This is a genomic window from Kitasatospora sp. LaBMicrA B282 (assembly GCF_050325825.1).
Classification (GTDB): Bacteria; Actinomycetota; Actinomycetes; order Streptomycetales; family Streptomycetaceae; genus Kitasatospora.
In genome coordinates this window covers 100,486-119,816 of record NZ_JBNQTI010000004.1, presented here as the reverse complement: position 1 = coordinate 119,816, position 19,331 = coordinate 100,486, and the positions used below count along the sequence as shown (strand labels likewise).

The 19,331-nt window shown below is 72.1% G+C and carries 15 protein-coding genes; 13 read left to right on the top strand and 2 right to left on the bottom strand.

Features of this window, described 5'->3' with window-relative positions; all coding sequences use genetic code 11:
- Window positions 1-3 precede the first annotated feature (3 nt).
- Window positions 4-900 carry a phytanoyl-CoA dioxygenase family protein gene (locus ACQRUO_RS02405; RefSeq protein ID WP_428313975.1) on the top strand — a complete coding sequence of 299 codons (897 nt, stop codon included), beginning with the start codon at window positions 4-6 and terminating at the stop codon, window positions 898-900.
- A gap of 59 nt (window positions 901-959) precedes the next feature.
- On the opposite strand, the gene ACQRUO_RS02400 is transcribed toward ACQRUO_RS02405, so the two are convergent.
- Window positions 960-1,832 (bottom strand): metallophosphoesterase family protein, encoded by an 873-nt coding sequence (locus tag ACQRUO_RS02400; protein ID WP_428313995.1) that lies wholly within the window; start codon window positions 1,830-1,832, stop codon window positions 960-962.
- Window positions 1,833-2,032: 200 nt separating this feature from the next.
- Here ACQRUO_RS02400 and ACQRUO_RS02395 point away from each other — a divergent pair, with 200 nt between their 5' ends.
- Entirely contained in the window at window positions 2,033-4,384 is a 2,352-nt protein-coding gene (locus tag ACQRUO_RS02395; protein WP_428313974.1) for a peptidase domain-containing ABC transporter, read from the top strand.
- A 64-nt stretch (window positions 4,385-4,448) separates the two neighbouring features.
- On the opposite strand, the gene ACQRUO_RS02390 is transcribed toward ACQRUO_RS02395, so the two are convergent.
- On the bottom strand, window positions 4,449-5,747 hold the full coding sequence (locus ACQRUO_RS02390; protein ID WP_428313973.1) for a condensation domain-containing protein: 1,299 nt from the start codon (window positions 5,745-5,747) through the stop codon (window positions 4,449-4,451).
- Window positions 5,748-6,649: 902 nt separating this feature from the next.
- On the opposite strand from ACQRUO_RS02390, the gene ACQRUO_RS02385 reads away from it, so the two are divergent.
- The 11 genes from ACQRUO_RS02385 (at window position 6,650) to ACQRUO_RS02335 (ending at window position 19,330) form a co-directional block, all read left to right on the top strand.
- Complete coding sequence (locus ACQRUO_RS02385) at window positions 6,650-7,741, top strand: ParB N-terminal domain-containing protein (RefSeq protein WP_428313972.1); 1,092 nt, start codon at window positions 6,650-6,652, stop codon at window positions 7,739-7,741.
- Window positions 7,738-9,102: a hypothetical protein gene (locus tag ACQRUO_RS02380; protein WP_428313971.1), complete on the top strand. Its 1,365-nt coding sequence runs from the start codon at window positions 7,738-7,740 to the stop codon at window positions 9,100-9,102. Before ACQRUO_RS02385 ends, ACQRUO_RS02380 begins: the two co-directional genes overlap by 4 nt.
- Window positions 9,103-9,259: 157 nt before the next feature.
- Window positions 9,260-9,934, top strand: coding sequence for an L-threonylcarbamoyladenylate synthase (locus ACQRUO_RS02375; protein ID WP_428313970.1), 675 nt, complete (start codon window positions 9,260-9,262; stop codon window positions 9,932-9,934).
- A 185-nt stretch (window positions 9,935-10,119) separates the two neighbouring features.
- The gene (locus ACQRUO_RS02370) at window positions 10,120-11,757 is read left to right on the top strand and encodes a B12-binding domain-containing radical SAM protein (protein WP_428313969.1); all 1,638 of its coding nucleotides are present in this window, start codon (window positions 10,120-10,122) and stop codon (window positions 11,755-11,757) included.
- A complete protein-coding gene (locus ACQRUO_RS02365) occupies window positions 11,754-12,425 on the top strand; it encodes a hypothetical protein (RefSeq protein ID WP_428313968.1) in 672 nt (223 codons plus the stop codon). The genes ACQRUO_RS02370 and ACQRUO_RS02365 overlap by 4 nt, the downstream gene beginning before the upstream one ends.
- Window positions 12,422-13,507, top strand: a complete 1,086-nt coding sequence (locus ACQRUO_RS02360) for a radical SAM protein (RefSeq protein WP_428313967.1) — start codon at window positions 12,422-12,424, stop codon at window positions 13,505-13,507. Before ACQRUO_RS02365 ends, ACQRUO_RS02360 begins: the two co-directional genes overlap by 4 nt.
- On the top strand, window positions 13,504-14,601 hold the full coding sequence (locus ACQRUO_RS02355) for an enolase C-terminal domain-like protein (RefSeq protein ID WP_428313966.1): 1,098 nt from the start codon (window positions 13,504-13,506) through the stop codon (window positions 14,599-14,601). The genes ACQRUO_RS02360 and ACQRUO_RS02355 overlap by 4 nt, the downstream gene beginning before the upstream one ends.
- Window positions 14,594-15,628 (top strand): HAD family hydrolase, encoded by a 1,035-nt coding sequence (locus ACQRUO_RS02350; RefSeq protein WP_428313965.1) that lies wholly within the window; start codon window positions 14,594-14,596, stop codon window positions 15,626-15,628. The genes ACQRUO_RS02355 and ACQRUO_RS02350 overlap by 8 nt, the downstream gene beginning before the upstream one ends.
- Complete coding sequence (locus tag ACQRUO_RS02345; RefSeq protein WP_428313964.1) at window positions 15,625-16,428, top strand: class I SAM-dependent methyltransferase; 804 nt, start codon at window positions 15,625-15,627, stop codon at window positions 16,426-16,428. The genes ACQRUO_RS02350 and ACQRUO_RS02345 overlap by 4 nt, the downstream gene beginning before the upstream one ends.
- Window positions 16,425-18,413, top strand: coding sequence for a hypothetical protein (locus tag ACQRUO_RS02340; protein WP_428313963.1), 1,989 nt, complete (start codon window positions 16,425-16,427; stop codon window positions 18,411-18,413). The genes ACQRUO_RS02345 and ACQRUO_RS02340 overlap by 4 nt, the downstream gene beginning before the upstream one ends.
- Window positions 18,410-19,330, top strand: coding sequence for a TIGR03621 family F420-dependent LLM class oxidoreductase (locus ACQRUO_RS02335; protein ID WP_428313962.1), 921 nt, complete (start codon window positions 18,410-18,412; stop codon window positions 19,328-19,330). The genes ACQRUO_RS02340 and ACQRUO_RS02335 overlap by 4 nt, the downstream gene beginning before the upstream one ends.
- The last annotated feature ends 1 nt before the right edge of the window (window position 19,331 follow it).

The following is a 19,331-nucleotide window of genomic DNA, read 5'->3' as shown; positions in this document are numbered from 1 at the left end:
CTGATGACTGCTGAGAGTGCCTCGCTGGCTGCCGGCGCCGGGCCGGTCGCCCCGGATGCCGTCGACCGGGAACGGGGCGATCGCGAGGTCCCCGGTGTGCGGACCGTGACGACGGCGGAGATCGAGAGCTTCTGGGAGAACGGCTGGGTCCACCTGCCCCGGCTGATCGAGCCCGATCTGGTGCGCGGGCTGCTGGACCGGGCGCAGGGGCTGATGGGCCCGCAGGGCGACCAGAACGAGGCCCGGATCGGATTCGACTTCGAGACCTCGCCGGCCTCGCAGTCGTTCCGGCGTCCCTCGGAGGTCGATCCGCTCTTCCAGCGGATCTCCCACTCGGAGCAGATCGGACGCAACGCGGCGCTGCTGCTGGGCCGGGACGCGGCCCACAGCTTCTTCGACGACATCCTGCTGGTGAAGATTCCGCTGAGCCGCCGTCAGGACCTCGGGCAGGCGCTGGGCTGGCACCAGGACAAGAATCCCACCGACCGTTCCTGGATCTACTTCTGGATCCCGCTCGACCACATCGACCCGGAACAGGGCGCTGTCCGCTACCTGTCGGGCTCGCACAAGCTCGGCCCGCTGTGGCGGGGCGGTGCGTGCATCTCGCTGGCGGAGGCCTACCGGCTGGCGCCCCGGCTCCGGTCCTGCCCGATGTCCGAACCGATGAGCTTCGCGCCGGGGGACGTCATCGCCCACTGCAGCTGGGTGGTGCACGGCACCGACGCGAATGTGAGCTCGGCGTCGCGGTGGGTCTACCGTCCGACGTACTTCCCCGCGGACGCCGTGTACATGGGGGTGCCGTCGGAGACGATCGGGGACCGCGGCATCCGTCCGTTCGAGGTGCTCGAACACGAGGACTTCCCGGTGGTCTACCGGCCGGCCCCGCCCGACGCCGACTGACGCCGCGCGTCTGCGGCGTCCGGGCCCGGTGACCTGGGCGTCACCGGGCCCGGACCCGCTCACCCGGCCGCCTCGAAACCGCGCACGGCCGCCCTGACCTCCTCGCGGATCAGGCGGGACTCGGGGAACCCGCCCACCTCCACCTCCTCGAGGCCGGGGGTGGTCTGGAAGGTCGCCGTGACTTCTCCGTCCCGGAACTCGTACAGGACGACGCCGAGTTGCTCCAGGCCGGCCGGCAGCTTCACCGACTCCTCCCGGTGCACCAGGAATCCGGTGGCCGGGGCCCACAACTCGAAGGCCGTGTCGTGCCAGACCTTCCGGTACCGGTGCACGTCGCCGTTGGCGGTGCCCAGCAGCCGCGCGCTGCGGAAGATCTCCAGCAGGCGTTCGCGATCCGCCACCGCGAGGCAGCCGGGGCGCCCGTCACTGCCCATGGCCCCGGTCCGGAACGACGTGTGCTGGAACATCATGATGCTCCTGGTGCCGACCGCCTCGGCCATCTCCTCGAGCCGGCGCCACTGCTCGTCCTCCTCGGGCAGTCCGTTCCCGAGGAGCTGGCTGTCGAGGCCGATCAGGCCGACGCCGCCGAACCATTCCAGCCACGGCGTAGCGCCGAAGTGGCTGCGGAAGCGGGCCAGCCGCTCGCCGGTCGTGCCCCACCAGGTCCGGTCGTAGGCCTCGCCGACGTCATGGTTGCCGGGCACGATGCGGACGGGTGCCTCGAGCAGACCGAGGAGCTCGGCCGCCGCCCGGTAGTCGGCGTCCGCGTCGGGATTGGACAGGATGACGTCCCCGGTGTGCACGATGAGATCCGGCCGCAGGACGTCGTTGACGTAGCCTGCCAATGCGGTGAAGTTCCGGCGCAACGGGCCGTCCCACCGCGAAAGATGAGTATCCGAAAGCTGGACCAGGCGCAACGGCGCGTCGGGCACTGGGTCGGAGGTGGTCACGGAACTCCTCGTGCGTTCGTCGGTTTCGACAACTGCGTTCAAGCAACTTTGCCAATCCGAAATAGGATGTCAACATTGTTGCTTTCCAAGGGTGTTCGGAACCAGCGACGCCGACGTCGGGTGCCCGGGCCGCCGGGAAGCAAAGACGCGAAGCAAAGATGCCACGGGATGTCAGGAGCATCGTGACCGAAGCTGGGGATGGTGTTCAGCCGGGCGGCACGACCACGGAGTCGGCCGCGACGGGACGGTTCCGGGCCCGGGCGCTGGCCGGTCGCGGGGTGGTCCGGGAGACGGGACCGGTCGCCGAGTCGCCGTGGTCGATGGGCGGCGGTCCCCGGGCGAAGGCCGACTGGCGCACGGTTGTGACCAGGATGCGCAACCGGCGTGGCCGGCAGCGGATCCCCGTGCGGCTGCAGGCCCAGGTCAGCGACTGCGGGCCGACGAGCCTGCAGATGGTCCTCGCCCACCACGGCATCGAGGTGGGCATCGAGGAGCTCCGCCGCCAGACCAACACCGGCCGCGACGGCGTGTCGGCGCGGGTCCTGCTGGAGGTCGGCCGTCGTTTCGGGCTGCCGTCCCGCGCCGTGCGGACCACGCTGGACGGTCTGCGGCTGCTGCCGCCGGCCACCGTGCTCTTCTGGAACTTCTCCCACTTCGTCGTCCTGGAGCGGGTGACCGGCGACTTCGTCTACATCGTCGACCCGGCGCTGGGCCGTCGGCGGGTGTCGAGGGACACCGCCGACCGCTCGTTCACCGGTGTGGCGCTGGAGTTCCTGGCGCCGGTGGCCGCCGACGGGACCCGTGCGGCGGCCCGGCGGTCACCCGGGGGTGACCGCGCCGGTCACTGGCGCTACCTGAGGTTCTTCCTGCCCAGGACCCGGGCCTGGATCCCGCTGGCCACCACCTCGCTGGTCCTGCTGCTTTTCAACTTCGCGATGCCGTTCGCCTCGGCCTATGTGATCGACCGGACGACGTCCGGCAAGTCCGGTGCCGGCGTGCCGGTCATGATGCTGGCGCTCCTGCTCCTCGTGGTGTCGTTCCTGGCGCTGCAAGCGGTACGGAACGTGGCGATCCTGAGCCTGCAGACCGTGGCGGACCGGCGCGTCACCCTCGGGGTACTCCACCATCTGCTCGCGTTGCCGTACGAGTACTTCGTCCGGCGCCATCCCGGCGACCTGCGGCTGCGGGTCCGCACCAGCACCGCGGTCCGCCAGGTCCTGACGAACTCCGCGCTGTCCGCGGTCTTCGACGGGCTGCTGGTCCTGGTGTACCTGGGTCTGCTCGCGGTGGCGGACGCCGAGTTGGCCCTGGTGGTCATCGCGATGGGCGGCCTGCAGGTCAGTCTGCTGTTCATGGGGTGGCGGCGTCAGGAGTACCTGACCTCGGACGCCCTGGAGGCGCAGGCGCAGGCCGAGTCCGAGCTCGACGAGCTGCTGGAGGGCGCCATGACCCTCAAGGCGGCCGGGCTGGAGGGCATGGCCGGCGAGCGGTGGAGCCACACCTTCACCGAGGAGGTCAACACCCGGATCCACGCCCGGCGCCACCTGGCCCTGATGACGGCACTGAGCACGAGCCTGCAGTTCGCCGCCCCGCTCGCCGTGCTCGTGCTGGGCACCGCCCAGGTGGCCGGCGCGCACGCCTCGCTCGGCTCGGTCATCGCCTTCGCCTCGCTGGCCATGGGGCTCTTCGTGCCACTGGCCAGCCTCGTGCAGACCGGTCTGCAGGTCTCCTCGCTCGGGCCGACGCTGGCCCGCCTGTCGGACATCCTCCAGGCGGAGCCGGAGCCGCGGGCCGGTGCGGTGGCAGCGAACGGCGGCCGCGGCGGCGTGGCGCTGGACGGCGTCCACTTCGGCTACCCGGGCGCCGACGACCTGGCCCTTCGCGGCATCGAACTGCGGGTGGCACCCGGCGAGTTCGTCGCTGTGGTCGGGCGATCCGGGTGCGGCAAGTCGACCCTCGCCGCGATGCTGGCCGGCCTGTACCTGCCGACCCGCGGCGCCGTCCTGGTGGACGGCGTCGCGACTGCCGACCTGGATCGGGTCGCGCTGCGCCGCCAGGTCTCGTTCGTCAATCAGGACACCCGGCTGTTCGCCGGTTCGATCCGGGACAACATCGTGCTGAGCGCGCCGGGCGCGACGGACGACGAGGTGGCCGCCGCCGCCGGGGCAGCCCAGATCCATGCGGACATCCTGGCGATGCCGATGAAGTACGAGACCCTGCTGGGACCGGCCGGCGCGGGCCTGTCCGGCGGGCAGCGGCAGCGGATCGCCTTGGCGCGTGCGCTGGTTCGACGCCCGCGGCTGCTCGTCCTGGACGAGGCGACCAGCGCGCTGGACCCGCAGACCGAACAGCGGATCTTCGCCGAGCTGCTGCGGATGGACTGCACCCTGGTGGTGATCGCACACCGTCTGAGCACCCTGGCGGACGCCGAGCAGGTCGTCGTTCTCGAGCGGGGCCGGATCGTGCAGCGCGGTCGGCACGCCGATCTCCTGACGGAGGCCGGACCGTACCGCGCCTTGATCGGAGCGCACTGATCCGCGCGGTGCTGGGCCCCTACCGCCGGGCGGCCGGCGGCGGGCGGGATCCCGGCCGCCCCGCTCAGGGGGTGATCGCCGTCAGCAGCCGCGCGCGGAAGGCCTCGGCGAAGACGGTCGACCGGGTCCGGTCCCAGTCCTCGGGCGCGAAGGCGAGGGTCAGGTCGAGAGCACCGGGGAAGGCGCCGATGATGAGATCGACGCCTTCGGCCGCCTGGTAGGGCGTCGGGGGCGGGTAGGAGTCCTGCGCCAGGTGCAGTCCGTCCGCGAGCGTGGCGCCCGGGGCGGCGAGGTGCTCCAGGTACCGGACCTTGAAGTATCCGCTGCCGTCGCTCGGTGACCCGTAGCCGGCTTCGACGAGGTCGTGGGCGTGGATGTGCCGGTGCAGCATGGCCTGCGTCAGCTCGTTCTTCACCGAGCGCAGGACGGTGGCCGGGTCCTGGCTGCGCGGGATGACGATCGGCAGGGCGATGGTGAACATCCCCGTCACGTCCAGGTCCTGGGACTCCCGGGTGTCCATCGGGATGGTGAGCGCCACCCGTTCGGCCGCGGTGGCCTGGAAGATCGTCAGGGCGAAGCACATGACGTGCCACTGGAACAGGGAGGCGGACTCCTGCTGGCAGTTCCGGAGCACCGCCGCCAGTTCCGCAGCCGCGATCCGGGTCTCGTGGACCGTGGCAGCGCGCGGGCTCTCGCGCTCGTCCCGTGCGGGCGAACCGGTGTCGCTGGCGAGCGCCGCGAAGCGTCTGGTCCAGTAGGCGCGATTGGCGGTGCCGGAGCGCCGGGAGAAGCGCAGCTGCTGGCGGTTCAGGGCGTCGCCGAGGTCGGTCTCCGCCGGCCCGTCAGCGGGAGCGTCGGGTGCGGCGCCGGCCCGGGTGCTCCGGTAGGAGGCCCAGAGGTCCCGCAGCAGGACGCCCCTGGAACGGCCGTCGATCGCGAGGTCGGCGAACTGGGCGAGCAGGACGTGGAAGTCCGGCGCGTAGCGGAGCAGGTGGAACTGCGCGGGCGCCTGTGTCGACCAGTCCCAGGGCTGACCGATCAACGCCGACCCCAGTCGGCCGGCGTAGTCGGCGAACTGGTCCTCGCCGGTGCACCGGATGAGCTTCTTGGACAGGGTGATCCCCGCCTGGCCGGGCGGCAGGATGACCTGGCGCACGGTGCCGGTGGGTGTCTCCACCAAGCGTACCCGCAGCGCGGCATGACGCTCCGTCATCTCCTGCAGGCTCCGCGCGAGCGCACGGATGTCCAGCGGCCCCGAGATCCTGGCCCAGGCCTGCAGCGCGGCGTGCGGAAGTCGGCCGCGGCCCAGTGGTAGCAGCCGCTTCTCCTGCCCGAACGACAGTGGATAGGTCCGCGTGGGCATGCCGTGGTTCACCAGTGGTCCCTTCCGAATCCCGGGCCGGAGAGCCGGGCGGTGGCGATGGCACCCCGGTCCCGCGTGTCCTGCTCGTGCCCGCCGACGGGCGGAGTCCGGGCCGGTCCTTGTCACGGACCGCCCCGGACTCCTACCTACCGACCAGCCGTCGTCACCCGCTGATCGCCGACATGGGCACCACGGCCCCGCCGCCGACGACGTCGTCGAGCGCCTCGTCGGAAAGCTCGCAGATGTCGACGGTCTCGAAACCCTCCTCAAGCTCCTTCATGGTCCACCTCCTCTCCGCCTGGTAATTCCGATAAAATCCCCGGATGGCCAAAGGAAAAGCGCGCCAAGGCGATCCGAAGCTTCGACGCCGGCCTCGTGAATGTGTGGCGGCGGAAAATGGTCCTGTGAATGCGGGGTGGCAACAGGGCTTTGGCGGCCATGCGGATCGCGGCCTCCGAGGCCTTTTCGCGAGCTTCTGCAGGGTTCCTGCCCCGTCATTCAAAGTGGCATCTGGAGAGCGTTTGTGCCGACCTTGACTTCCTGAATCCTGGTAGCGCCCGCAACGTAACACGGCGTCCTCCGGCACGCAACGGGCGACTGGTGCCACCGGGATGTTGAACGGCGGGCCGGGCGCGGTCGGCGCGGTTGAGCAGGGACTCGCCGCCCCTTGCCCGGCGCGGAAGCGGTCGGTCGCATCACTTCCAAGAGATATTAAGAACATAATCCCGGCGAATTTGGAAGCGAACATTCTTTCGGCGTAGTCGGTTAATGATCACCGCTGCCACTCCGTGCCGAAGCGGAGCCGATCCGGACAGGACTGTTGACGGCGGGGCTCACGTCGGGTACAACCGAGCAGTGGCCTTGGCCTTTGTTTGCCAGGCGGACCCAGGGGGATATCGCTTATGAATGCGGGGACTTACCAACACGATATCGCGGCAGGCGCTGAAGGTCGAACCTCCGGCCCGATCGGGAAATACGGCGCGGACGAGAACCGCATCGTATCGGTCGCCGTCGCCGAGCTGCTTCCCGCCGACTCACCCCGGCTGGCGGGTGAGAACATCGAGCACATCACCATGCTTGCGGAATCGGAGGCGGAGCTTCCGCCGATAGTCGTGCACCGCCCGACCATGCGCGTCATCGACGGGATGCACAGGCTCCGCGCCGCTCGGCTGCGCGGCGCCCAGCAGATCGACGCGCGGTTCGTCGATGACACGGACGGCAAGGACCTGTTCGTCCTCGCGGTGAAGGCGAACATCGCGCACGGGCTGCCGCTCACGCTGGCCGACCGGCAGGCGGCGGCGGCGCGCATCGTGATCTCGCACCCGCAGTGGTCGGATCGTTCCATCGCCAAGGTGACGGGTCTGGCCGCGAAGACGGTGCGGACGGTCCGCGAGCAGACGATGGGGGACGCTCCGTCGCCGCACAGCCGGGTCGGTCAGGACGGCAAGGTCCGGCCGTTGAGCACGGCCGTGGGGCGCAAGGCGGCCGGCGAGATCCTGAGCGCCAACCCCCATGCCTCGCTGCGGCAGGTCGCCAGGGATGCCGGCATCTCCCTCGGCACCGCGTTCGACGTGCGCAAGCGGCTGCTGTCCGGCGAGGATCCGGTGGCGTCCCGGCGGTGCGGCCCGCCGCCGGACGACGAGTTGACTGATCCCACCGAAGAGATGGCGGTACCGTCGGTCAAGGCCCAGGAACATGACGCACCGTCAGTTCGGCGGCGGGACGCCAGGCAGGTGGAGCAGCCGGTGGTGCAGGACCCTTCGGTGATCATGCACATGCTGATGCGGGATCCCTCGCTGCGTTTCACCGACTCCGGCCGGCTCCTGCTGCGCTGGCTGAACAGCCGGGGGATCAGCCTGTCGGACTGCGAGGAGATGGTGGAGAGCGTACCCCCGCACTGCACCCGCACCGTAGCCGACTACGCGCGCCGGATCGCCGACTCCTGGGCGCAGTTCGCCGAACAGCTGGAGCAGCGCGAGAAGGCGATGGCGTGACCGGAGGCGCTGTCGCGAGCCCGTCCGAGGAGAGCGTGCTCTGCACGTACTCCGGTGGGGCCGGAGCAGGAACCGGCGGCCTGACCTGGGCTCAGCAGTTCATGAGGGAGGTGGTCCTGGCCTCGGGAGCCGCCGTCGGCGACTTCGACGTGATCATCGTCCACGATCCGGTCGGACCCCTGCCGATCGATCGGGCGGAGGATCTGGTGCGCCGCCTGGTGCTGCGCCATCCGACGCTGCGGACCTCGCTGTCGGAGACCGCCGAGGGCGTGCCGGTCCAGCACGTCAGCGCGGCCGGCGCGCTGCCGGTCTCGGTGCACCGGAGTGCCGACCCGTTCTCGGCGGATCCCCGGCAACTGCTGGCGGGCACGACCTTCGAGACGACGGTCCGGGTGCTCTTCGTCGTTCAGGAGGACGCGGTGGCGCGCATCGCGTTGCGGGTCAACCACCTGCTCGCCGACGCCGACGGTTCCCGGGTCGTCTTCCTCGACTTCGCCGCGGTGGCGGCGCAAGGGCCCGCGGACCCGAGCGGCGACCCGGTCACGGCGTCGCCGCTGGACCTCGGGCGGTTCGAGGAGTCCGCGGCGGGCCGGCGGGTCCAGCGACGGTCGCTCGAACATGCCGCCGCCGTCTACGAGCTCGCACCGCCGACGATGTGGCAGCGCCGTCGGACCCCGCAGGCCCGGCGGTTCTGGCTGGGCGAGCTGCGGTCGGCCCAGTTGCTCCCGGCCCTGGAGATCCTGAAGAACACCGCGGGCGTGACCCGGGCCGGGATCCTCGCCGGATCGCTGGCCGTGGTGACCGCGTGCCGGGCGCAGACCGCGTCCGCCCTGCTGTTCCTCATCTCCAGCAACAGATTCGACCCCGCCTGGACGTCCTACGCCGGTCTGCTGACCCAGGAGGCGATTCTGCACCTCCCGATCGGCGAGACCGCGGCGGACACGATGGCGGCCGCCACCACCGCATCGCTGCGCTCCTTGCGCCAGGCCCGCTACGCACCGGCGGAACTCGCCAGGGTCAGGCGTGCCGCCGAGCATCGTCGCGGCGTCAGCTTCGACCGGCTGGGGAACGCCGTCGTCCTGAACCTCCTGTCCGTCGACGCCCCCGCCGCGGAAGTCCGGCGCACTCCCACCACGTTCACCTGGAACACGACGACGAACGCGGAGAACCTCGGGCTCTACCTGGATGCCTACCAGACTGCCGACGAGTTCGTCCTGGGCGTCCGGGTGGACACCGGCCTCATGGCGCCGGACGAGGCGGAAGGGCTGCTGCGGACGATGGAGTGGATGATCGTCTCCGCGGCCTCGCGCGAGGTGGCGATCGACGAAGTACGCACGCGTTTGAGGACCGGATTCGGGTAGCGACCTGGTCTGTTGTGTCGGAGGACGTTCAACTGCGGACGGCCCCCGGTTGAACAGCTGTGTTCCGATGCCGGAACGAGCACAGTGGGCATGCGATGTTGCTCTGTCGGAGGGGGAACGAGTTCATGAGTATCCGGCAGCCGGCGGGCGGCGGGCGATGAAGGTCCTGACCGAGGCGGCGGCGTCGCAGACCGTCGCGGTGCTGGACGCGGGCGGGATCGTCGTCCTGCCCACGCGGCGCTGGTACATGCTGTGCGCGGACTCGACCGATGCCCGGGCGTGCCGACTGCTGTTCGCGGGAAAGGGGCGGCCCGCCACCAAGCCCCTCGCGCTCGTCATGGCGTCAAATGCCGCGGTGGCAGCCCGGTTCACGCTGTCCGACCAGGCCCGGCGCCTGGCCGAAGGCCTCTGGCCCGGTGATCTGGCCCTGCTGCTGCCGTGGTCGGAGCCGCGGTCCGCGGCGGACCTGGACTGGCTCGGCACCCGCACGGCGATGGTCACCCGGGATCCCTGGCTGCTCGGGGAGGTGGCCGCGCAGACCAGGAACCCGCCCGCGGTGACGGTCGTCAGCCGCAGTGACGGGCGGGACGCCGTCGAGCGGCAGCCGGCCCTGAGCCCGGCCGAGGTCGCACGGTTCGTGGAGCGCACCGCCCTGCCGGTGGAGATCCTCGTGGACGGCGGCGTCTGCCCGCTGGGTCGGGGCCTGACGGTGGTCGACTGCTCGTCCGCCCCGCGACTGGTCCGGGAAGGTGCCGTGCACGCACGGGCCGTCAGCGAGGCCCTGGGCGTGCCCGAATCGGCGCTCGGGACCGTGCCGTCCGCCGCGCCTTGACAGCCGACCCGGCAGACGATTCTCTGAAACGGCCGGTGCTCATGGCACAAAGCCACAGGTACGTCCGGCGGAATGCCTCGGTCGCCTGATTCCGTCGACGCCCACATGTCGGCTCCACCGCCGCTGCGCCGCGAATTCCGGGCACTCCGACCGCTCACCGACCAAACCGAACCCGGAGGTGCCTGTTGGTCGACCTCAGTCCCGGCCCGAGTCAGAAGTCCGTCCTGGTCCTCTCCGGCGAGGGGCCGTACTTCAAGAACAGCACGTACTACGACGGCACGATGTTCGATGCCCACGCGAGCCGGCCGCTCGCGCCGGAGCACCCCGGGCATCCCCTCGGCACGCTGCGCCTGACCGACCTGGTCTACTCGGACGGTGCGCGGTGGCAGCCGCTGTTACGTCCCAAACGCGGCAGCGTGCCGCATCTGACCTCTTGCACCCTCGAATCCATCCTGCTGGCGGCCGATCGGTGCTTCGAGCTGATGGACCTGGAGCACGTCTGGGCCGCCGACGGGGAACCGGCGGGCCGTCACCCCGTCGTCTTCCTGTCCACCACCTTCATCTGCGACAAGGGGACCCTGCGGCGCGCCCTGACCTGGATCCGGGAGCGGTGCGAGGGCTCGCTGGTCGTCCTCGGCGGTCAGTACAGCAACCTGAAGTACGACTCCATCCTGCGCGCGCATCCCGAGGTCGACATCGTGGTCCGCGGCGACGGTGAACAGGCGATTCCGCTGCTGCTGGACGCCCTGGACCGCGGCGAGGGGCTCGACGAGGTGCCCAACCTGGTGATCCGCACCGGGCCGGAGCGCTACCGGCTGACCGGATTCGGGTACATCGACCTGGAGGCGCACCCGTCGCCGGGCTTCGGGAGCGACCACCGTCCGGTGGTGCCCTACGAGTCGATGCGCGGCTGCCCGTTCTCGTGCAAGTTCTGCTCCTTCCCCTTCGCATCGCCCGAGTGGCGCTACAAGTCCGCCGAGAAGATCGCCGCGGACTGGGCGCGCTACCGGAAGGTCAACGGGGCGCGCCACATCCGGGCCATGGACTCGACGTTCACCGTGCCGCCGACCAGGATGCGGCGCCTGATGGAACTGCTGCCCTCGGTGGACGTGACCTGGGAGGCCTACACCCGGGCCAACGTCATCACCGGCCGGGAGAGCGTCGAGCGGCTGGCCGAGGCGCACTGTTCGACGCTGTCCATCGGGTTCGAGTCGATGAGCCCCAAGTCCCTGGACCTGATGCACAAGCAGGTCCGGGCCGAGCACAACCGTCGGGCGCACGAGGCGCTCTCGGGTGGTCCCGTCAAGTACCGGTCCTCCTTCATGGTCGGCTACCCGGGCGAGGCCCCGGAGGACTACGAACTCACCCACCAGTTCCTGCGCGGCGAGTACACCGGCCACTTCATGCTGTCGGTGTTCTCGATGACCGACGAGACGATGCCGGTCTGGCAGGACGCCGAACGACTGGGCATCGAGGTCGAGGACTTCGAGGACCCCGACGCGGCGTGGACGCACATCGGCATGGACCACGTGACCGCGAAGCGACTGCGCAAGCGCACCCTGGACGAGGTTCGGCGGCACAACGACGACGCCGTCCTGCTGCTGTGGCAGTCCGACTACCACACGCCGCTCGTCCCCCACCTGCCCGCCAGGACCAACCTGTGGGCCGAGAAGCTCGTGGAGCGACTGGGCATGCTGCCCGTCGACGTCCCCGACGCACGGCGGCGGGTGCAAGCCGCGGCCGACCTGCTCGGCTCGCTGGAACCCCTCGGCGTGCGCGCCGACATCCCTGCCCCCATCAGCCTTCAGGAGCCGGCGCTGTGAACGATCGCCGATACAGTTACCTCCGTCTCGGGGAGGCCCCCGGGGAGGCCGACGACGGCACGCTGTACTGCGATCCGCTGACCTCGCTGGTCGCGTATCCGTCCTTCGAGAAGTACCTGGTCGAGATGGTCCCGCTGTTCGCCGGCGACGGACTGCACTTCGCGATCGGCGACGTGGACGGGTTGCGGGAGTACGTCTCCGAGCGACGGGCCGGCGATCCGACCAGCTTCGGGCACCTGGCGGGCAACGCCTGCATGCAGACCGTCGGGCGGGTGACCGCCGGCTGGGCGGCGGTCGAACTCACCGACGCGGCGTTCCGGGTCTGCGGGACCTTCGGCGGGGACGAAGTCATCGTCGCCGCCTCCGGGATCAGCCACGAGCAGTTCGCGGACCGGATCCGCAAGCTGTGCCGCATGCTCAAGGCCTCGGCCCCGCGCCCGTGCAGCTTCGCGCTCGGCACGCTGGAGGACCGCACCGTGACCAAGGGCAAGGCCTTCGCCGCCTACCGCCACATCGTCTCGAAGGTCGACGCCCGGCTGTTCCAGGTGAAGGAGCAGGCCAGGAGTGACGGCAGACACCTGAACGGCTCCGTGACCGACCTGGGTCTCGTGAGTCTGCTCGACCAGCTGGAGGCCGGTCATCCGGCGAGGATCGGAGGCGGACTGTGAACGACACCACGACGACCGGCATGGACAGCGCGCAGCTGCAGGCCCTGGCCGAGCGCCACCGGGTGCCGTACCTGGACGTGGCACTGATCGCGGCCAACTCCGAAGGCGCCCGCCCGCTGCAGGGTTACCCCAGGGCCCGGATGCAACTGCGGCCGCAGGGCTCGGCGGAGACCTGGCAGATCATCCTGCCGTTCGACAACGCGCAGTCCCCGTTCGAGGTGGCCGACGGCGCGTTGCGGCTCGCGGGCGAGCCGGTCGCCGACGTGGTCGCGTTGGAGAACGACGACGTCGTCCTGACCTACCTGCGGGCCGGCGGCCGGTCGATCACCCTGAACACCCACTCGCGGTCCAAGTGCACCGGCTGCCTGTTCTGCCCCAACGTGATCGAGGACGCCGCCGACGAGACCCTCGCCACGGCCGACCAGCTCGCCGAGGTGCTGGAGTGGCTGATGGCCGACAACGGTTGGCCGGACCTCTCCCACACCGAGGTCATCACCGTCTGCAGCGGCTGCTTCCACTACCCCGGGATGGCGATCGACCACATGGCGGCGCTGCGGATGGCGGCCGACCGCTACGGGTTCACCGGCCGGCTGCACCTGCTCTCCTCGGTGCTGCGCGACCGGGCGGACCTGGCGCGGCTGCGGGAGACCTGCGGACCGTTCCACCTGACCCTGACCATGGAGTGCTTCGAGCGCAGGTCGCTGCTGCTGAAGGACACCAAGGCCTCGCTCACCCTGGAACGGGCCGGCGAGATCCTGGAGGACTGCCGGGAGCTGGACATCGTCGGCGACTTCACCTACGTGGCCGGCCTCGACTCGCTCGAGACCGCCGTCAAGGGGATCGGCCACCTCGCGCCGCGGGTCGGCACCTTCCCCCGGATCCAGGTCTTCCAGGCACACAACGACTACATGCGGCGTGCCCGGCACCGTGCGGCCGAGGACCTGACCTACTACCTCGACCTGCGGGCGGAGCTCGAGAAGGTGTTCGCGCCGACCGGGCTGGTCCCCAAGTCCTGGGAGAACTACCGGCCGCTGTGGTACTCCGAGTTCGCGGGCGCTGCGGTGCCGGGCCCGAGGGTATGAGCCGGGGCACCGGCACCGGCTGGACCGTGCGGGTCGCGCAGGTCCGGCTGCACGCGTTCACGGTGCCGGCGCCCGCACCCGCCGCGCACCATCCGGCGGTCCGGACCGACGCGCGCCGCGACCCCGTGCGCGGCTGGCTGGTCGGCGTCGGCGACGGCCGGCACTGGGGGTGGTGGGGGCCGGTCGACCAGGCCGTGGCCGCCAGGGCCCCCGAGCTGCTGGCCACCGCCTTCCCCGCCCTGCCGGCCGAGGTCGACGCGGCGGACTTCGCACGCCGGCTGCGCCGGGCCACCCGGCACGGGCACACCGGCGTGCTCTCGCTCAGCGTCGGCGCGCTCGAACTGGCCCTGTGGGACCTGCTCGGCAAGCGGGCCGGGCTGCCGGTCTGGGCCCTGCTGGCACCGCGGGCCGTCGAACGGACCGTGCCCGCCTACGCGACCTGCTTCGGCGTGGACCCGGTGCCGAGCCGGCTGCCACGGGTGATGGACGAACTGGCCGAGGAGTTCACCGTGCAGAAGTGGCGGGCGGAGGTGCTCGGGCCGGAGCTGATCGACCTGACGAAGGACTTCGTCGTGCGGCGCGGGCCCGGTCGCCTCGCGGTGGACTTCCACGGCGCCTGGTCACCCGAGCGGGTCCGGGCCGCCTGCCGTCCGCTGGCCGGTGCGCTCGCCTGGGTCGAGGAGCCGTACCACCCGGACGAGGTGGACACGGCCCGGCCGGGCGAGTTCGCCGTGCCGCACGCGGCGGGCGAGCACTGTTACGGCCACGCCGACGCGGCGCAGCTGCGGGCCGGGCGCGTCGACGTCTGGCAGCCCGACGCAGTGTTCTGCGGCGGCCTGGTGAACCTGCGGCACCTGGTGCGGGAAGCCGCGCGGGCCGGGGCCCGGTGCGCCCCGCACGGCGGCGGCTTCCTCCCGGCGCTGCACCTGGCCGCGGCCGGCGAGCCGATCGACCTGGTGGAGCTGCACCTGCTGCTCGAACCGCGGCGCGCCGCGCACCTCGCCGAGCCGCCCGCCATGACGGCAAGTCACCTGGCCATCCCGACCGCGCCCGGCTGGGGCGGCGAACTGCGAACGGACCTCTTCGATGGCTGATCCACGGCCCGTCCTGCTGATCGACGCGGGGGGCACCCTCCTCACCCGGACCCGGCCGGGGCTGACCACCCGGGTGGTCCAGGCCGTCCGCCAGGCCCAGGGGCTGACCGCCGAGGCGGAGTCCCGGCTGCGCGCGGCCGTCCTGACCGCGGCGGACGCGCAGGCCTGCCTGCGCGCGCTCGACCTGCCGCCGGCCACCGCGGCCCTGGTGGCGGAGGTGCTGGCCGCGGATCCGGGCGAGGCCGTCGTGCTGCCCGGGGCGGCGGAACTGCTGCGCAGCGCGGTCGAGTCGGGCTGGCGGGTGGTGCTGGCCAGCAATGCCGGCCCCGGCACACCGGAGCTGCCCGAGGTGCTGCGGCGCCACCTGAGCGCGGTGGTGGAGTCCCGCGCCCTGGGTCTGGTCAAGGAGGATCCGCGGTTCTGGACCAGGCTGGTGGAGACCGAGCGGGTCGATCCGCGGCTGGCCCTGGTGGTCGGTGACCAGGAGGACGCCGACCGGTCGGCTCCGGCGGCTGCCGGGCTGCAGTCCCGGCTGGCGGCCGGCAGCCTCGCGCAGCTCGCGGCGGACCTGCGGGCGGCGGGTCCGGCGCCCGCACAGGCCTTCGCGGTCGTGGCCGGGGACCACGAGGAGTGGGCCGGGCGGGAGATCGTCGTGGCACCCCAGCTGGCGGAGCTGGTGGTCCGGGTCACCCGGGCCAAGCTGAGGTACTCCTCGGGTGCCGCGGGCGGTACCGCCATCGTGGTGAAGCGCCGCTCGGGGCCGCCCGCGGTGGTCGCCCATCAGGGTGAACTTCCGGCTCTGGCCTGGCTCCTGGCGGGGCGGGAACGCTCGCCGTACACCGTCCCCGCGAGCCTGCGCGCCCTGCTGGCGGAGAAGGGCCTCTCACTGGAGGTGCTCTCCGCCGCGGACCAACGGCACGCGCTTTCCATGATCTACGAGGCCAGGGCAGACTCGACGGTCACAGAGCGCACGGCGGATCTGGTGCGCTTCCTGGAAGACCGCAGAGAGCATGGAGTCCCGTCATGACGCACGACCGCGAGCTGTTCTCCGGCACCGCGCAGTACTACGCGCGCTACCGCTCGCCCTACCCGGCCGAGCTGCTCGAGGAGCTGGCCGCCGACTTCGGACTCGGCGCCGGTGCCGAGGTGCTGGACCTCGGCTGCGGCAACGGCCAGCTCGCCCTGCCGCTGTCCCGGACCGGCAGCACGGTCTGGGCGGTGGACCCCGATCCGGACATGATCGCCGAGGGCGTCCGACTGCAGGCCGACGGCGAGTACGGCCGGGTGCGCTGGATCCTGGGCCGGGGCGAGGGCCTGCGGACGGCGGGCCTGCCCGGGCTGCGGCTGTGCACCATGGGCGCCTCGTTCCACTGGATGGACCGCGAGCTGGTGCTGGAGCTGCTGGACGGGTTGGTCGAGCCGGACGGCGGGGTGGCGCTGGTCTCCGGCTCCGCCAGCATCTTCTCGAAGTCCGCCTCGGTGGAGGGCGCCTGGCTGGACGTCACCCGGGAGGTGGTCACCGAGTTCCTCGGGCCGCAGCGGCGGGCCGGACGCGGCACCTACAGCCACCCGAAGCGCGGCCACGAGGAGGTGCTGGGCGACTCCGCCTTCAAGTGGCTGGAGACGAGGCGGTTCACCTCCACCCGGCTGCTCTCGGTGGCCGAGGTGGTGGGCCAGCAGCTGTCCACCTCCTATGCCTCACCGGTGCAACTCGGGGAGCGGCTGGGCGAGTTCGAGTCCGAGCTGACCAGTCGGCTGCTGGCGCTGAAGCCGGGTGACGGGTTCGAGACCGTGGAGCACACCGATCTGATCGTGGCCCGCCGGTGATCACGCCGGCCGGCAGCGCCGCGGTGGACTACTGGCGGGCGGCCTGCCTGCTCGCCTTCAGCCACGCCGCCGGCCTGGCGTGGCCGCCACCGGGCGCGCCGCAGCGGCGGCGCGCCGCCGGGCACTGGGGCTGCAACCCCGGCATCGCCTGGGCGGCCGGGCACCTGGCCCAGGCCGCGGACGAGGAGTTCCTGCTGATCACGGGGACCGGGCACGCGGGCAGCTACCTGTTCGCCCAGCAGGCGCTGCGTTCGGGCGCCACGGCGGCCTCGATCAGCGCGGCCAACCGCCGCTACGGCCAGCCCGGCGGCGAGCCCACCGAACTGCTCGGAATCCCCGAACTGCCCTACGTGGGTGGCGAGCTCGGCCCGGCGCTGGGTGTCGGCCAGGGCATCGCGGCCGCCGCACCCGGTCTGCGCGTGGTGACGGTGGTCGGCGACGGCGAGTGCGAGACGCCCGCCGCGCTGGCCGCCCTCGCCCACCACGACGTGCTCGCGGCGGCCCCGGGCAGCAGCTGGCTGCCGGTGGTCAACGTGAACGGCGCCAGGATGGGCGCTGCGGCGAGGTTCTCGCCCAAGCGGTTGCAGAGCCTGCTCGAAGGCATGGGCTACACGGTGCTCAGCAGCGGCGCGCACCCCGACGAGGCCGCCGAGGCGGCGCGGCTCGCCTGGGAGTCGACCGCGGCCGGTACCCCGGCGGCGTGGCTGAGCATCACCGAGAAGGGCTGGCCCGCCCCGGCGCTGCTGGGCGGCCTGCCGTTCCGCGGCCCGCACGCGCACAAGCCCCGCGGGTTGGACCTGACCGACCCGCAGGTGCGGGCCGAGCTCGAGGACTGGCTCGGCGGGCTGAACTCCCCGCCGGTGGTCGACCGGGACGGCGGCGTGTCGCCCGCGGTGCGGCGCCTGGCCGCCCGGATCCGGCTCGACCTGCCCACGGCGCACGGCCCGTCGGCGCCGGCGGCCGAGGACGGCGGCCGTCCCGCGGCGGCGGGGGTCGGCACCGGCTCGCCCATGGCGGCCGTGGACGAGGTGCTCGCCGCCCGGTCGGTGCGGGTCTTCTCGCCGGACGAGGGGGCCTCCAACCGGATCGACCGCTGCCTGGCGGCGGGCCTGGTGACCGAGGTGCTCGCCGAGGAGCTCTGCTCCGCGTGGACCTGGGGCAGCACCGAGGCGGGCGTCCCGTCGGCGCTGGTCTCCTACGAGGCCTTCGCCCCCCTGGTGGCCACCCAACTGGCCCAGTACCTCAAGCTGATCACGGTCCGTCCACCGGCCGGGCGCCCGCCCTTCGCGGTGGTCCTGACCAGCCTCGGCTGGGGCAACGCGCCGACGCACCAGAACACCGACCTGGTGGGCGGGCTGCTCGCCCGGGCCCGGGACTGCCCCGTTCGTGTCCTCTTCCCGCTCGGCGCCGGCTCGGCTCGGCGCAGGATGCGGGAGGCGTTGGAGGACCGGGACGTGCTGGCCACGGTCACCTGCTCCAAGCAGGAGCTGCTCGACCTGCCGGACCCGGGCGGCGCGGCGGTGGGAATCCGCCTGCGGGGCGCGGCCGCTGACGACGCGGTGATCGTCGCGGTGGGCGACATCGCCGTCACCGAGGCGGCCGCCGCGATGGCGCTCGCGGCGGAGCACGGCGTGCGGGTGGGGATCGTCGCGCTGGTGGAACCGGCGCGGCTGGATCCCGGCGCGGTCCGCCGGGCCTGCGGTCCGCAGCTGCCCGGGGTGTGCCTCTCGTGGGTCGCCGCCCATCACCTCGGCTCCGTCTACCAGGCGGTCCGGCCCGCGGGCACCGCCCGGCTGGGCTACCGCGAACGCTGGGGGCCGACCGGCTGGGAGACCTTGGCCGCCAACGGGCTGACCCGGTGGTCGGTGCTGGGTCGGCTGCGCGCCGCCGGGTGCCCGCTGCCGCCGGAGCTGGACCGTCCGGCCGGCTCGGCGCCCGGACCCCTCGACCCCGCGACGCTGTCCTACGAGGTGAGAAGGATATGAATCCGTTCCGTTTCGGCATCCTGACCAAGGGTGCTCCGTCCGGGAGGGCCTGGCGCGAGCTGCTGGCCAGGCTCGACGACACCGGCATCAGCAGCCTGCACCTGCCGATGCACTCGACCCCGCAGTTCTCGCCCGGCGCGGCACTGGCCGACGCGGCGGCGCGGACCTCGCTGCGGATCGGCACGCTGGTCCGGAACAACGACCTGCAGCACCCGGCCCTGCTGGCCCGGGAGGCGACCACGCTGGCCCTGCTGTCGGACGGCCGCTTCGAGTTGGGCATCGGCGCGGGATGGATGGACCGTGACTACCAGCACTTCGGGTTGCCGCTGGCTCCGGGTGGCGAGCGGGTCTCCCGACTGGCGGAGGCGGTCGAGGTGGTGCGGCGGTGCTGGAGCGGTGCGGAGTTCTCGTTCCACGGCAAGCACTACACGATCGAGTCGCTGCAGGGGCTGCCGGGTCCCGCCGTTCCGCTGCTGGTCGGCGCCGGCGGTGGGCGGATGCTCCGGCTGGCAGCCGAGACCGCCGACATCGTGAGCTTCTCCCGTAACCTGGCCGCCGGGTCGACCCCGCACGAGATAGCCGTCGACGCGTCCCTGGAGTCGACCGAGCGGAAGGCGCGGGTCCTGCGGGAGCACCTCGGCGCGCGGGCGGCCGAGGTCGAGCTGAACGTCCTGGTGGTCCGGGCCGGCCTCGGCGCCGACGCCCGGGCGAAGCTGGACCACTACGTGTCGGACACGGGTGTGAGCGCGCAAACGGCCCGGGAGACCCCGGAGACCCTGCTGGGTGCCTCGGTCGACGAACTGGTGGACCTGCTCCAGGAACGCCGGGCGCGCACCGGGATCAGCTACTACGTGCTCCGGGAGCCGGACCTGGACCTGGCCCGGTCCCTGGCCGACCGGCTGTCGGGCACCCGATGAC